Source organism: Acinetobacter sp. ANC 4178 (assembly GCF_004331175.1).
Taxonomy (GTDB): domain Bacteria; phylum Pseudomonadota; class Gammaproteobacteria; order Pseudomonadales; family Moraxellaceae; genus Acinetobacter.
The window spans coordinates 279619-294301 of sequence record NZ_SJOD01000004.1 but is presented as its reverse complement, the minus strand read 5'-3'; the positions used below and the strand labels follow the sequence as shown (position 1 = coordinate 294301).

At 44.2% G+C, this 14683-nt stretch carries 14 protein-coding genes; 2 read left to right on the top strand and 12 right to left on the bottom strand.

All coding sequences use genetic code 11. The features are described 5' to 3' along the window. Position 1: 1 nt before the first annotated feature. The gene (locus E0H87_RS10665) at positions 2-967 is read right to left on the bottom strand and encodes a LysR family transcriptional regulator (RefSeq protein WP_131323582.1); all 966 of its coding nucleotides are present in this window, start codon (positions 965-967) and stop codon (positions 2-4) included. Positions 968-1197: 230 nt separating this feature from the next. Here E0H87_RS10665 and E0H87_RS10660 point away from each other — a divergent pair, with 230 nt between their 5' ends. Then, complete coding sequence (locus E0H87_RS10660; RefSeq protein ID WP_131323581.1) at positions 1198-2412, top strand: acyl-CoA dehydrogenase; 1215 nt, start codon at positions 1198-1200, stop codon at positions 2410-2412. 112 nt (positions 2413-2524) lie between these two features. Next, positions 2525-3751 (top strand): CaiB/BaiF CoA transferase family protein, encoded by a 1227-nt coding sequence (locus E0H87_RS10655; RefSeq protein WP_131323580.1) that lies wholly within the window; start codon positions 2525-2527, stop codon positions 3749-3751. 37 nt (positions 3752-3788) lie between these two features. Here E0H87_RS10655 and E0H87_RS10650 read toward each other — a convergent pair whose 3' ends face one another. From E0H87_RS10650 to catA, 11 genes are all read right to left on the bottom strand, one after another. Beyond that, positions 3789-4178, bottom strand: coding sequence for a hypothetical protein (locus E0H87_RS10650; protein WP_131323579.1), 390 nt, complete (start codon positions 4176-4178; stop codon positions 3789-3791). Positions 4179-4281: 103 nt separating this feature from the next. Beyond that, positions 4282-5058 carry a 3-oxoadipate enol-lactonase gene (gene pcaD, locus E0H87_RS10645; RefSeq protein ID WP_131323578.1) on the bottom strand — a complete coding sequence of 259 codons (777 nt, stop codon included), beginning with the start codon at positions 5056-5058 and terminating at the stop codon, positions 4282-4284. A gap of 62 nt (positions 5059-5120) precedes the next feature. Next, positions 5121-6326, bottom strand: coding sequence for a 3-oxoadipyl-CoA thiolase (gene pcaF, locus E0H87_RS10640; RefSeq protein ID WP_131323577.1), 1206 nt, complete (start codon positions 6324-6326; stop codon positions 5121-5123). A gap of 517 nt (positions 6327-6843) precedes the next feature. Continuing rightward, positions 6844-7497, bottom strand: a complete 654-nt coding sequence (locus E0H87_RS10635; protein WP_131323576.1) for a 3-oxoacid CoA-transferase subunit B — start codon at positions 7495-7497, stop codon at positions 6844-6846. Between the two features lie 13 nt (positions 7498-7510). Then, positions 7511-8191 (bottom strand): 3-oxoacid CoA-transferase subunit A, encoded by a 681-nt coding sequence (locus E0H87_RS10630; protein ID WP_131323575.1) that lies wholly within the window; start codon positions 8189-8191, stop codon positions 7511-7513. 27 nt (positions 8192-8218) lie between these two features. Further along, a complete protein-coding gene (benE, locus tag E0H87_RS10625) occupies positions 8219-9445 on the bottom strand; it encodes a benzoate/H(+) symporter BenE (protein ID WP_131323574.1) in 1227 nt (408 codons plus the stop codon). Between the two features lie 52 nt (positions 9446-9497). Beyond that, entirely contained in the window at positions 9498-10283 is a 786-nt protein-coding gene (benD, locus tag E0H87_RS10620) for a benzoate diol dehydrogenase BenD (RefSeq protein WP_131323573.1), read from the bottom strand. Positions 10284-10576: 293 nt separating this feature from the next. Then, positions 10577-11593 (bottom strand): benzoate 1,2-dioxygenase electron transfer component BenC, encoded by a 1017-nt coding sequence (gene benC / locus E0H87_RS10615; protein ID WP_131323572.1) that lies wholly within the window; start codon positions 11591-11593, stop codon positions 10577-10579. 90 nt (positions 11594-11683) lie between these two features. After that, positions 11684-12193 (bottom strand): benzoate 1,2-dioxygenase small subunit, encoded by a 510-nt coding sequence (gene benB, locus E0H87_RS10610; RefSeq protein ID WP_131323571.1) that lies wholly within the window; start codon positions 12191-12193, stop codon positions 11684-11686. Beyond that, positions 12190-13587, bottom strand: coding sequence for a benzoate 1,2-dioxygenase large subunit (gene benA, locus E0H87_RS10605; RefSeq protein WP_131323570.1), 1398 nt, complete (start codon positions 13585-13587; stop codon positions 12190-12192). Before benA ends, benB begins: the two co-directional genes overlap by 4 nt. A gap of 83 nt (positions 13588-13670) precedes the next feature. Next, complete coding sequence (gene catA, locus E0H87_RS10600; RefSeq protein ID WP_131323569.1) at positions 13671-14591, bottom strand: catechol 1,2-dioxygenase; 921 nt, start codon at positions 14589-14591, stop codon at positions 13671-13673. Positions 14592-14683 lie beyond the last annotated feature (92 nt).

Below are 14683 nucleotides of genomic sequence, written 5' to 3'. Positions count from 1 at the left end.
ATTATTTTGGTTGTGCATTAACAGCAGTTAAATCTGAGATTGACTGGACTTCATGCTGTATCCAATCGACAAATTTGCTCAAAATAGGTGATGGTTCCTGATCTGAATGCACCAGATAATATGCACGATTACTGGGTAATGGGCTATTGCTAGCAATCACCAAGGTTTGATTTTTTAGCTCTTGTTCAATCAGCATTTGCGGAATGAGTGCAACACCCATGGCATGGGATGCCGCTACAGCAAGCATGGAAAACAGCTCATGCCGTTGTCCTTCATCAGCTTTGGGGTGGTCAATGTCATGAGCTTGAAACCATTCCTGCCAAATAGTGGGTCGTGTGGTTTGCTGTAATAAAGGCAGTTGGGCAATTTGCTCTGGATTCAAATGATAACTGTATGAGTTGAGTTTTTCTGCATTTGGAAAATGTTGCAAAATAAGCGTAGGTGAACAAACTGCGATAACATCTTCAAGCATTAAAAAGTGGGCACTGGTTCCTGGCCAATGCTCAATTTGTTGTTGTGTGCCTGCATAAATGGCAGCATCAAACATTTGCTCATGAAAAAGAAAGGGCTTGGTGCTGGTTTCTAAATGAATGGTAATTTCTGGATAGCGCGTATTAAACTCATGTAATTTAGGTAATAACCAACGCGTTGCAAATGTTGGAACAACGCCTAATTTCAGCGTACCCCCTAAACCTTTATGTGACATGACTTCTTGCGTGGATTTTTCTAGACCGAGTAAATAGGGTTTTATTGCGGCATAGTATTGTGTGCCTGCAATGGTCAGTTCCATACCGTGTCGGGTACGGGTAAATAATTGAATATCTAAAAATTCTTCCAATTGCTGAATTTGACGTGATACCGCACTTTGGGTCATGGACAGTTCTTGAGAGGCATGCGTGTAACTGGCATGTTTCGCTGCTGATTCGAAGCAAATCAGGCCTTGTATAGAGGGAATTTTTCTTCTCATTTGGGTCGTCACGAAGCCATTAGGATATTTCAAATGTGCATAAATCATGCAGTATGAATAATAAGAAAATACTGTAGAAATAGCATTTTTACCATCTTATTGTTTTTTTGATGTGGAAAAATTAAATAAGATATGCGTTTTAGGCATATCTGCATGCAAATTAATCGTTTGAATTATTTGTCTTTCGGACTTAGCATCAATACAGATAACAAGACCTAGCAGAGGACGCAATGAACCAAATGGTGAATACAAAAGCAACACGTGTAAAATTTGATTGGACAGATCCATTCTTAATTGAACAGCAACTCACTGAAGAAGAACGCATGATTCGTGATGCAGCGAATGCGTACTGTCAGGAACAATTGATGCCACGTGTATTGGAGCAGTTCCGTCATGAGCGAACTGATGCTGGTATTTTCCGTGAAATGGGTGAGCTTGGCTTATTAGGTCCAACGATTCCAGAACAATATGGCGGTGCAGGTTTAAATTATGTGAGCTACGGCTTAATTGCACGTGAAATTGAACGTGTGGATTCAGGCTACCGCTCTATGGCAAGTGTACAGAGTTCGTTGGTGATGGTGCCTATTAATGAATTTGGTACAGAACAGCAAAAACAGCAATATTTACCTAAACTTGCATCAGGCGAATACATTGGTTGCTTCGGTTTAACTGAGCCAGATCACGGTTCTGACCCAGGAAGTATGATCACACGTGCTAAAAAAGTAGCAGGGGGGTATCGCTTATCGGGTGCCAAAATGTGGATTACTAATAGCCCAATTGCCGACGTATTTGTAGTGTGGGCAAAAGAAGTGTCTGAAGAAGGCAATGTTGGTGACATTCGTGGCTTTATCTTAGAGAAAGGCTGGGAAGGTCTTTCAGCGCCAGCGATTCATGGCAAAGTTGGTCTACGTGCATCAATCACAGGTGAAATTGTGATGGATAACGTCTTTGTTCCAGAAGAAAATGCGTTTCCTGAAATTCGTGGTTTGAAAGGTCCATTTACCTGTTTGAATAGCGCACGCTATGGTATCGCTTGGGGCGCGATGGGTGCAGCAGAGTTTTGTTGGCATACTGCACGTCAATATACAATGGACCGTAAGCAATTTGGTCGTCCTTTAGCCGCAACTCAGCTTATTCAGAAAAAACTGGCCGACATGCAAACTGAAATTGCTTTAGGTTTACAAGTTGCATTACGTTTTGGACGTATGAAAGATGAGGGGATTGCTTCGGTTGAAGGAACTTCTCTGATCAAGCGTAATAACTGCGGTAAAGCTCTAGATATCGCACGTTTAGCCCGTGACATGATGGGTGGTAATGGGATTAGTGATGAGTTTGGTGTTGCACGTCATTTGGTCAATTTAGAAGTCGTGAATACCTATGAAGGCACCCATGATGTGCATGCATTGATTCTCGGTCGTGCGCAAACAGGGATTGCAGCATTCTAATTTAATCATTTTATTTTGGTCAAAAAAAGGATGCTCGAAAGGGCATCTTGAGATTAAGTTTGTCTAAAAAAAATTAAAAGTAAAATGAAGATGCAGAATTGAGGAGCAAATAATGGGTGCGTTAAAGGGAATTCGGGTTTTAGATCTTAGCCGAGTATTGGCGGGCCCATGGTGTGGGCAAATTTTGGCAGATTTGGGTGCGGAAGTCATTAAAATTGAGCGTCCACAATGTGGTGATGATACTCGCATGTGGGGACCGCCGTGGATGCGTGATGCCCAAGGTGAGCCTACCCGTGAGTCAGGTTATTACCAGTCAGCCAATAGAAATAAATATTCGGTTGCGATTGATATCACACGCTCAGAAGGGCAAGCAATTCTGCATGAAATGGTCAAAACCGCAGATGTCGTGATCGAAAACTATAAAGCGGGTTCATTACATAAATATGGTTTGGATTATGAGACTTTAAGTGACATTAATCCGAATTTGGTCTATTGCTCGATTACAGGTTTTGGGCAGACAGGGCCACGTGCGGCTGAGCCGGGTTATGACTTTATCATTCAGGGCATGTCTGGATTGATGAGTATTACCGGTGAAGAGGAAAGCTTGGGGCACGGTGCGCAAAAAGTGGGGGTCGCTGTGGTCGATATTCAAACTGGTTTATATGCCACCATTGCTATTCAGGCTGCGCTATTGGCTCGTCATCAAATTGGACGAGGACAACACATTGATTTGTCTTTGCTGGATGTTCAGGTGGCAGGTTTGGCTAATCAAGGCATGAATTATCTCACTACAGGTGTATCACCTAAACGTATGGGAAATACTCATCCGAATATTGTGCCTTATCAAACTTTTAGTGCAAAAGATAAAGAGTTCATTGTCGCGTGTGGTAACGATAAACAGTTTAAAGATTTCTGTATTGCGATTGGTTATACCTCGTTGTTGGAAGATGGGCGTTTTAATCGAAATCAGGATCGAGTACGTCACCGTGAAGTGCTCATTGAATTATTATCTGTTCATTTCGTACAGCAAAATGCAGAGTCATGGGTGAGTGCGATTCATGCATTTAAAGTGCCTGTAGGGCTTATTAATTCTGTTGCCGAAGCTCTGCAAGAACCCCAAATTCAACATCGGGAAATGGTGGTGAATATACAACACCCACTTAATCCTGAGTTTCAGATGATTGGTTCGCCCATTAAATTGTCAGAAACGCCAGTTGAATACCATCATGCACCGCCACAATTAGGAGAACATACCATGTCTGTGTTGTCTCAATTTAAAGCAGAACATGAATTACAATTGTTAAAAGGTATGGGTGTGATTGATGGTAAAATAGCCTAAGCAGATTGGGTGTTAAAAAGATTACCTAGAAGGGCATTTAATTCTGTTTTGGATCAAAAAAATTTAACCAAGGTTTTCTTTGATTTGAATCGATGAGTTTGATGCTCTTTATAAAATAAAGCTCATCCTCATCATCAGGACCGACAATGCGTCCAGCATTAATTTCATAAGACAGATCGACCACAGCTTGGCGACCTTTGAGTTGGTTTTTGAGTTTCTCACCCAGTGAGTCTTGATCAAACTCAAACCAATCACCACATTGCTGGCTACAATAGGCGTGATATTCTTTTCCTTGCGGATCTTTTAAACCAAGTCCGAGATCATCTACGCCACCCCCATAAATGATGGTGTAGGTTTCGAATTGTGAATTTGCAAAAGCGGACATGCTCGAAAGTATAAGAATACAGTTGAGAAAGTATTTTTTCATTTTTATAAATTCTAATGTGTTATGAAGTAAGCGGGCGCTATTTAAACAAAAATTTTAGACAAAGAAAAGCCTCAGCAATGTGAGGCCTTTGAGGATGGTATTCTTATACAAGAAATTGCTTTAAAGCCTGATTAAACGCAATTGGCCGTTCCACATTAGAAATATGCGATGCATCAATTTCTACCAACTGACTGTTCGGAATCTGACTCTGCATAAACTCAGCATCCGCCACTGTCGTCACAGGATCTTGCCGTCCTGCAATAATCAATACAGGCACCGTAATTGTCTTTAACTGCTCCCGAACATCCGCTTTAGCCAAAGCCTCACAACAACTCGCATAACCTTCTGGGCTGCCAGCACCTAAGTCGTTTGAAAGCGTTGCAACTGTTGCTGCGTTGCTTTGGATAAAGGGAACTGTAAACCATCGCGAAGCTGCGCTGTCCGCAATGGATTGTAAACCTTGAGATCTGACCAAAGCAGCCCGATCTAGCCAAGCCTGCTCCTGACCAATTTTGGCCGCCGTATTACACACCACCACATGGCTAAACCGCTCAGGATAATGAATAGCCAACCATTGACCAGTTAAGCCCCCCATCGAAATCCCACAAAATGCAGCGTGTTGAATCTTTAAATGATCCAGCAAATGAATCACATCCTCACCCAATTGTTGCAGGCGATAAGGACCTTGTGGGGTAGACGAAGCACCATGACCACGCGTGTCATAACACACCACAAAAAACTGCTCTTTTAAAGCATTAAACTGCTGTTGCCACATACCATAATTAGTACCGAGCGAATTGGAAAATACCAAAGCAGGATTGGCGGCATCCCCAAAAGTTGCGTAATTAATGGTTACATCATTTGAAATAAATGTTGGCATAAAATCCCTCCCGACCTCCCTTTAAAAAAGGGAGGGGAAATACCTTAAATAGTTATGATTTGTTAAACGCGCTGAATAATCATTGCAATACCTTGACCGACCCCAATACACATCGAACACAAGGCATAGGTTCCACCCGTTTGTTCCAATTGGTTTAAAGCCGTGGTGACTAAACGTGCACCCGATGCACCCAGTGGATGACCAATCGCAATCGCCCCACCATTTGGATTCACTTGTGTCGTGTCATCTGCCAGACCGAGGTCACGGGTCACTGCAAGTGCCTGTGCCGCAAAGGCTTCATTCAGCTCAATCACATCCATCTGTTCAATACTGAGATTGGCTTGTTTCAGTAATTTCTTAATCGCAGGCGCTGGAGCAAAGCCCATGATGCGCGGCTCAACTCCGACAGCCGTAGATGCAATAATCTTGGCACGGGGTTTAAGTTGGTATTGCTGAATCGCTGCTTCTGAAGCAATCAGTACAGCAGCCGCACCGTCATTGATGCCTGACGCGTTTCCCGCTGTGACGGTGCCTTCTGCTGTGACGACTGGCTTCAGTTTCGCCAAACCTGCTAATGTGGTCGATGCACGAGGATGTTCATCGGTATCGACTACAATTGGATCACCCTTACGCTGAGGAATACTTACCGGGATGATCTCATGTTTAAAAAAGCCTTGAGCTTGCGCGGTTGCTGTGCGCTGTTGACTCGTCAAGGCAAACTGGTCTTGATCTGCACGATCAATATGAAACTGTTGTGCCACATTCTCTGCAGTTTGTGGCATGGTCTCTACACCATACATGGCTTTCAGCTTGGGATTGATAAAACGCCATCCCATGGTGGTGTCTTCAATTTTCTGGCTACGCCCATACGCGCTTTCCGACTTGCCCATCACAAAGGGAGCACGAGACATGCTTTCCACACCACCTGCAATGATCAGATTCGCTTCACCGGCTTTAATCGCACGCGCTGCCATCGCAATCGCATCTAAAGATGAACCACATAAACGATTCACAGTTGTGGCAGGTACTTCGACAGGTAAACCTGCTAATAATGCTGACATACGTCCCACATTGCGGTTGTCTTCTCCCGCTTGGTTGGCACAGCCGTAGATCACATCATCTACCTGTTTCCAATCGACGCTTGGATTACGTTGCATCAGGGCTTGAATTGGCAATGCACCCAAGTCATCGGCACGGACTGGGGCTAAACCTCCAGCATAACGACCAAATGGGGTACGGATGGCATCGATGATATATGCGTCTTTCATTTTTAATCTTGTCCTTTGAAACGGGACTCTGCTGATAGATAAACTGTATCTAGTCACAACAGAGTCTTACCGTGTTCAGTTAAATGCCAGTAGCTCGTTTTTCCTTTGCGTAGGCAAAGCAATGCCTCACTTTTGACAGGGCAAAAGTGACAAAACCCTTTGTTACTCAGACACAACATCCCTGTTGTGCTGAGCAACGAGGCGACATCCTTGTCGCTAATTATGTGAGCAAAGACAGTTTTAAAATTCTTTCCCAGCATTTGCTCATGCTCAACGTCATCAACAACCTGCATAAATCCTGATCAGGATTGTTTTTGCAATCCAATTGGATAGATGTCCATAGTGAACAGGTTTTGTTGATGACAAAGTTTTCCTTGCGTGACGTTGTCACTCATTTTTTAAAAAAGTAACAAGAACGAGCTGTTGGACTTTGAATCCCCCTTAGTCCCCCTTTAATAAAGGGGGAAACTCCTCCCTTTTAAAAGGGTGAGAAGCACTGCTTCGCAAGAGGGATTAATTATCCTTGTGTCGCATCCACCAACGGAGCACCCGTCATCGCCTGTAATTCAGCAAAGCTTAGACCGTCGACTTTCTCAATCACTTTTAAGCCTTCCGCAGTGACATCTATCACACACAGATCGGTATAAATACGGTCAACACACTTTTGTCCTGTGGCGGGGTAAGTCAGCTCTGCCACAATCTTTGGTTCACCGTTCTTGGTGACATGATCTGTGGTGATAAACACTTTTTTAGCGCCGACCGCCAAATCCATCGCGCCACCTACCGATGGAATTGCATCAGGTGCGCCAGTATGCCAGTTGGCCAAGTCACCATTGGCTGCCACTTGAAAGGCACCCAGAACTGCAATATCTAAATGCCCACCTCGCATCATGGCAAAAGAATCACCGTGATGGAAAAAGCTACCGCCTTTTAACATGGTCACATATTCTTTACCGGCATTGATCAGCTCAGGATCTTCTTCACCTGCGGCGGGTGGTGGACCAAAAGCCAATAAGCCATTTTCAGAATGCAGGAAGATCTCTTTGTCTGAAGGTAGATAGCTGGCAATCTTGGTCGGTAAGCCAATACCTAAATTGACATAAGCCCCATCAGGAATATCTTGTGCGACACGTTCAGCAATCTGGTTGCGGTTGAGTTTTTGATAGCTCATGATGTTCTCCCGATTACACAGCAACTGGTTCAGGTTGAACCTGCACCACGTGTTGAACAAAGATGCCTGCGGTGATGATGTGTTCAGGGTCTAAAGCACCCAGTTCCACCACTTCAGAAACTTGAGCAATGGTCACGTTTGCTGCCATCGCCATAATCGGGCCAAAGTTACGTGCCGATTTACGGTAAACCAAGTTCCCCCAACGGTCGCCTTGCTGGGCTTTAATCAAAGCGAAGTCAGCTTTGATTGGGTATTCCAGTACATAATCTTTACCGTCGATGTGACGGGTTTCTTTGCCTTCGGCCAATAAGGTACCAAAGCCTGTAGGGGTGAAGACTGCGCCGAGTCCCATGCCTGCGGCTTGAATACGACAGGCCAAATTGCCTTGAGGCACCAGTTCTAATTCGATTTTGCCTGCACGATAGAGTTCATCGAAGACCCAAGAGTCGGACTGACGCGGGAATGAACAGATGACTTTTTTGACGGCACCAGCCTTCAACAGTTTCGCCAGACCATAGTCGCCATTGCCTGCATTGTTGCTGACGATGGTGAGGTCTTTACGTCCAAGCTTGATCAGCCCGTCAATGAGTTCAGCAGGTTGTCCTGCTGTACCAAAACCACCGATCATGATGGTTGAGCCGTCCTTTATTTGCGAAAGTGCTTCTGTTAAAGAAGCTGAACTTTTATCAATCATAATATTGTCCTAGGCACAGCGTACCTATTAACTTTTGGAATTTGGATTGGGGCTTGAAGCTAAAGCTGAAACTTTAGGGCTGCGTTTGGTCAAAATCAGATGTGCAGTTAAACCAATAACGATGCCCCAAAACACGGAACTTAGACCTAAAAAGTGCATGCCTGAAGCTGTGGCTAAAAAAGTCATTAGTGCGGAATCTCGTTGAGACTCTTCTTCCATGGCTACAGCGATATTGGTTGAAATGGCACCCAATAAGGCCAATCCAGCCAAAGCGGCAACAAGCTCTTTCGGCAGCAAGCTGAATAACAGAACGATACTGCCTGCAAACAAGCCACCTAAAATATAAAAAATGCCGTTAGCAATCCCCGCGATATAGCGTTTTTCCTTTAACTCATGTGCATCCTTGCCCATGCAAAGTGCAGCAGTAATGGATGCCAAAACAATGGTGATACCCCCGACACAGGCAACAGCTAAAGAGACAATACTGGTGGTGGTGATAATCTGCTTGGCAGACATGTCGTAACCACTTAGTTTCATGATGGCCATGCCCGGTAAAAATTGTCCTGTCAGGCTAACTAAAATCAGTGGCAGAGCAAGGTTTAGGGTAGAGTGCCAAGTCCACTCGGGGCTAATGAACTGAGGAATGGCAAGTTGGAAATCTAAACTTACCGCATTCATTTCACCAAGCCCAAAGCTCAAGGCAACACCTGAAAGCAACACCCAAAGCATGCTATAACGTGGGGAAATTCGTTTTGCGACTAAAAAAACAAACAACATGCTAAATACAATAATTGGCATACTGTTAGTTGCGCTAAACAACCCTAAACCAAACTGAAATAAAATCCCCGCCATCATCCCCGCAGCAACAGATTGAGGAATCCATTTCAATAATTTATCGAAGTAACCACTAACCCCAATCAGGAAAATCACCACAGCAGCGGTGATATAGGCGGCAACCGCTTCATTCAGGCTAATACTCGGGAACAGAGTAACCAACAAAGCCGTACCCGGTGCAGACCATGCGGTAATCACAGGGACTTTAAACTTAATGGAAAGGAATATCCCTGCCACTGCTGCTCCAATAGAAATACCCCAAATCCATGAAATCATCATGGTTGGGGAAACCTGAGCTTTTTGTGCAGCCTGAAAAAAGATAATGAGTGGTCCTGAATAGGAAATCAGTACAGCCAAAAATCCTGCGACAGTGGCTGAAATAGACCAATCTTCTTTCAAAGTTTTAAACAGGGTAGCCATTGATTGCCTCCATGCAGACATGATCCTGTATATAAAGTAATGTGGCGGCCAATTAGCCTTGATCACCACCGCCGACTGGAACAACTGTACCTGTCATATACGACGAATCATCTGAAGCAAGGAATACAATTGCATTCACTTGTTCCTGAATTGTGCCGTAACGGTTCATAAAACTACGGTCAATGGTTTGATCGACCACTTGTTGCATCCACGACTTTTCATTTTCAGACAGTGGATTTGCATTGCGCGGCACTTTACGTGGTGGTGCTTCTGTTCCACCTGTCGCCACTGCATTCACTCGGATCCCATCTTTGGCATGTTCAAAAGCTAGTGATGCTGTAAGGGCATTGACCCCGCCTTTGGAAGCCGAATAGGGCACTCGGTTAATGCCACGAGTCGCAATAGAAGAGACATTTACAATCGTACCTTTCTGATTTTTAATCATTTCAGGTAAAACTGCGCGGCAGCACCACAGCGTTGGGAACAATGAGCGATTCACTTCTTTAATGATTTCTTCTTCAGAAAACTCTTCAAAGGGTTTCATCCAAATTGCACCACCGACATTATTGATGAGTACATCAATACGGCCATAGACTTCAAGTGCTTTTTCTACAACACGTTGTGCGCCTGCGAAGGTTTCAAGGTTGGCTTTGACTGTTATTGCATCACCTTGATGTTCTTCAATCTCTGCTAATGTTTCATCGACATAATCAGATAAATCAGCTAATACAACTTGGGCACCTTCTTCAGCCACTTGGAGTGCAACACCGCGACCAATGCCTTGAGCGGCACCAGTCACAATGACTACTTTGTTTAAAAATCTTTGATTTGACGTCATTTTTTGAACTCGCTCATCATCAAATATAAAGATGAATGCTTTAATTTATACTATTTGGCACACTGGGATCTTAATATCTAAACATCAATTACCAGATTAGCTTTCGGTTGGACTGACTTTTTCTTTTGGGAAAAGTAAGCAAAACCATAACCATTCGCAAAACTCGTCAAAAAGTTGTTGCTGGACAGATTTCTCGCAGAAAGAGCCGTTTTACTCAGCCGTTCTGCTTTGAAAAATTGCGAATGGCATTTTCGCGTATCATTTTTTTGATCACTTAAATATTGGGTGATGTATTAGTTTGCAGAGAATTTTTCAAACAGGAAGTTTGCAGGCTTTACGCCTTCGCTCTCTAACCAACCACGTACAGCATCAACCATAGGGACAGGGCCACAAAGGTAGACATCGACGTCCCCACCATTGAGCCATTCATTGTCAATATGCCCCGTCACATAACCTTTACGTTCATGTGCAGAGTCTGGGCTTGCAACAACGGTACGGTATTCGAACCATGGGAGTTTGGCTTGCAGGGCATCCAGTTGTTCTAAAGCGACTAAGTCGAAGTCATTGGTCACACCAAACACCAAACGCACAGGGTGTTCAGCGCCTTTTTCTTCTAACACTTGCAGCATTGACATAAATGGGGCAATGCCTGTACCGCCTGCGAGCATCACCACAGGACGAACCACATTACGCAAATAGAAGCTACCAAATGGACCTGTAAAAGTCATTTTTTCGCCCGCTTTGGCAGCACCACTTAAAAAGCTGCTCATTTTTCCATTCGGCACATTACGTACCACAAAGCCCGTTAAACGGTTGCCCGGTTTTGAGCTAAATGAATAGGAGCGAGTTTCTGCTGTCTCTGGGATGCCGACGTTGACATATTGACCAGCAAGGAAGTGAATGTCAGGTTGACCTTCATCAAGCTGAATATCAAAAGTAATGGTCGATTCTGATAAGTTTTCAACAGCGACTAAAGTACCTTGGTACTGGTGAATTTCGGTTTTACAGACTTCAGATGAAGCTTGAATTTGGAATACGGCATCCGAGGTTGGGCGGCATTGGCAAGCCAAAATATAGCCTTGTTCCGCTTCTTCTGGTGTTAACGCATCTTCAATATACGTTTCTTCAGGCATGTCATAACTACCAGATTCGCAAAAAGCGCGGCAAGTCCCACATGCACCATCACGGCAGTCTAGCGGAATGTTAATTTTTTGGCGGTAAGCGGCATCTGATAAAGACTCACCTTGAGTCACGGTAATAAAACGCGTTACGCCATCTTCAAATTGAAGTGCAACATTGTGGTTTGACATGGCTGAATATCCTTTAAAAACGTTGAAACTTGGAACTTTCAGCCAAAACTCCATTTGGCTGAAAGCATACTAAGGATGTGTGGTTAAAATTTAGAGGTGATAAACATCAATCACTTGGTTGATGTAATCGTTTTTCAGGACCACGTATTTACTTAAAATTTGTGGTTTTTCACCTGAAAAATCGATTTCATAACGCGACATCCCAAAGTAGCTATAACTGGTTTTGTAGCGGAAGCTCAGCGTATTCCAGTTAAAGCGGACGGTAACTTTATCGCCATCACGCTCAATCACTTCGATATTGTTCACATTGTGACAAGTACGCGTGTCTGGCATGGTTGCAGAAGAGCGCTCAGTTTTAATGCGGAACACGCGGTCTTCTAAACCTTGACGGTCTGGGTAGTAAATCAGTGAAATTTCAGACTGCGGATCCGTAGTCAGGGTATCGTCGTCATCCCATGCAGGCATCCAAAACGATGCTGAAGGGGCATAACATGCAAGCCAATCGTCCCATTGTTCATCATCTAAAAAACGTGCTTCTTGATACAGGAACTGACTGACTTGTTCGAGGCTAACGGTATTGAGTGTTGTAGGAGCATTCATGCCACTTCTCCTTGTTCATTTGCAGTTTCAACAGCCAGTGCTTTTTCATTGGCTATTGCAATTTTCATCATGTCTAACCAGTGTTGGTGCTGTGCAAGGTAGAGGCCTTCATCTTCGGTTTTTACGCCTGAAAGTTTTGGTTTTAGACCAATTTCATTGGCAGCATCATCTGGGCCATGAATCCAATGTTTTGAACCGCGGCACATATCATTCCATTCCAGTTCAATGCCTGCGTAGCCCGCTTGGCATGCACGGAATTCTTCTAAATCATCGGGTGTAGCCATGCCTGAGGCATTGAAGAAGTCTTCATATTGGCGAATACGGCGTGTACGGGCTTCTGCGTTTTCGCCAACAGGCGCAATACAGTAAATGGTGACTTCGGTTTTATTGACTGAAATTGGGCGCAGTACGCGAATTTGCGAACCGAATTGATCCATCAAATAAACGTTTGGATAAAGACAAAGGTTACGTGAGCGTTCAATCATCCACTTGGACATTGCTTCGCCAAATTTTTCAGAATATTCGTCGGCTTTCGGGAAGTTTGGACGGTCTTCAGGGTTAGCCCATTGTGTCCAAAGCAGCATGTGGCCATTGTCAAAACCGTATGAGCCACCGCCTTGTTTACCCCAAGCGCCTGCGCTCATGGCACGGATGTTGTCACCCGCTTGTTTTTCTTTACGCTGTTGAGTGGTCGCTGCATAGTTCCAGTGCACCGCAGAAACGTGATAACCATCTGCACCATTTTCCGCAGTTAGTTTCCAGTTGCCTTCATAGGTGTAGGTAGATGCACCACGTAAAACCTCAAGACCTTGTTCAGACTGATCCACAATCATGTCAATGATTTTGCTGGTTTCGCCTAAGTATTCTTCTAAAGAGGAAACATCTGGATTTAAGCTACCGAACAAGAACCCTTTATAGTTGCCAAAACGTGCGACTTTTTTCAGATCGTGTGAACCTTCATGGTTAAAACAGTCTGAATAGCCTGCATCTGCTGGATCTTTAACTTTTAACAGTTTGCCTGAGTTGTTAAATGTCCAACCGTGAAAAGGGCAAGTATAGGTTGCTTTATTACCACGTTTATTACGACAAAGCTGTGCACCACGGTGTGAACAGGCATTGATCATGGCATTGAGTTCACCATTACGGTTGCGCGCAATTAGAATCGGCTGACGGCCAATATACGTCGTGTAATAGTCATTGTTATTTGGAATTTGGCTTTCGTGTGCCAAGTACACCCAGTTGCCCTCGAAGATATACTTCATTTCTAGGTCAAACAGGGCTTGATCAGTAAAGACTGAACGATGAAGCTTGAATTCGCCAGTTTCGAAGTTATCGACAAGTAATTCATCGATACGATCAAGATGGCTGGTATTAATAACTGGGATACGAGGCATGTCCGTTCTCCGAGGTTCCAAATGTGGGGAACTCACCGAAATGACGTTTAATTTAGAGGTCATTTCGGTTCCTAAAATGTGGTTTAAGCGCTAGCGCGACGACGATCAACTTCGGTAGAAGGAGCGCCTTGCAGATCTTTAACGAGTTCAATATTGAATGTGATGTGTTTGAACGGATGATTTAAACCACGACGGGCAATTTCAGCTTCATCAGTGATCTCTACCGCAGTTGCAACCAAACCATCGCGGGTTGCAAAGGCAAAATCGTCCCAAAGGTATTGATCACCTTCAATATTGAATTGCGTGGTGAGCTTGCGATAGCCAGGAGCAGAGACAAAATAGTGCACATGTGAAGGACGGTTGCCATGACGACCTAACTTGTTCAATACAAATTGAGTTGTACCTTCTGGTGGGCAACCATAGCCAACAGGCATGGTGGTTTGTGCGACATAGTGACCATTAGCTTCGGTTAAAATACTGCGGCGTAAGTTAAAGTCAGATTGCGACTTATCGAAGAACGAGTAATTGCCTAGGCTGTTGGCATGCCAAACTTCAACTTTTGCACCTTCAATGATCTGACCATCAGTGTCAGTCACTGTTCCTTCAATAATGAGCGTCGGAATTTTGCCTTCTTCAGAACCATCGTCCATACGGGCAAAACCAGTAGATTCAGGCGCACCTGCAACATACAGTGGACCTTCAATAGTACGTGGCGTACCTCCAGTAATCCCAGCTTTGGCATCCGCTTCATCGGCGCGAAGGTCTAAATAGTGTTCTAAACCTAAGCCAGCAGCTAAAAGACCCAATTCATTGGCTTGACCCGCATCGGTAAAATATTCTAGACCTTTCCAGAGTTCAGATTGGCTGATGTCGAGGTCTTCAATGGCTTGGAACAGATCACCCACTAAACGTACAACAATTTGTTGTACACGTGCATCGACAGGACCAGTCGCAGTGTCGACATTCATTTCTTTTACGAGGGCATCAATTTGTTGACGGTTCATACTATAGCTCCTTAAGTATGTTTTCGTGGCTGGCACATGCTTGATTACATCAATGCACTGGCTGGCCACATTCCTTGTGAATACAGGTAGTT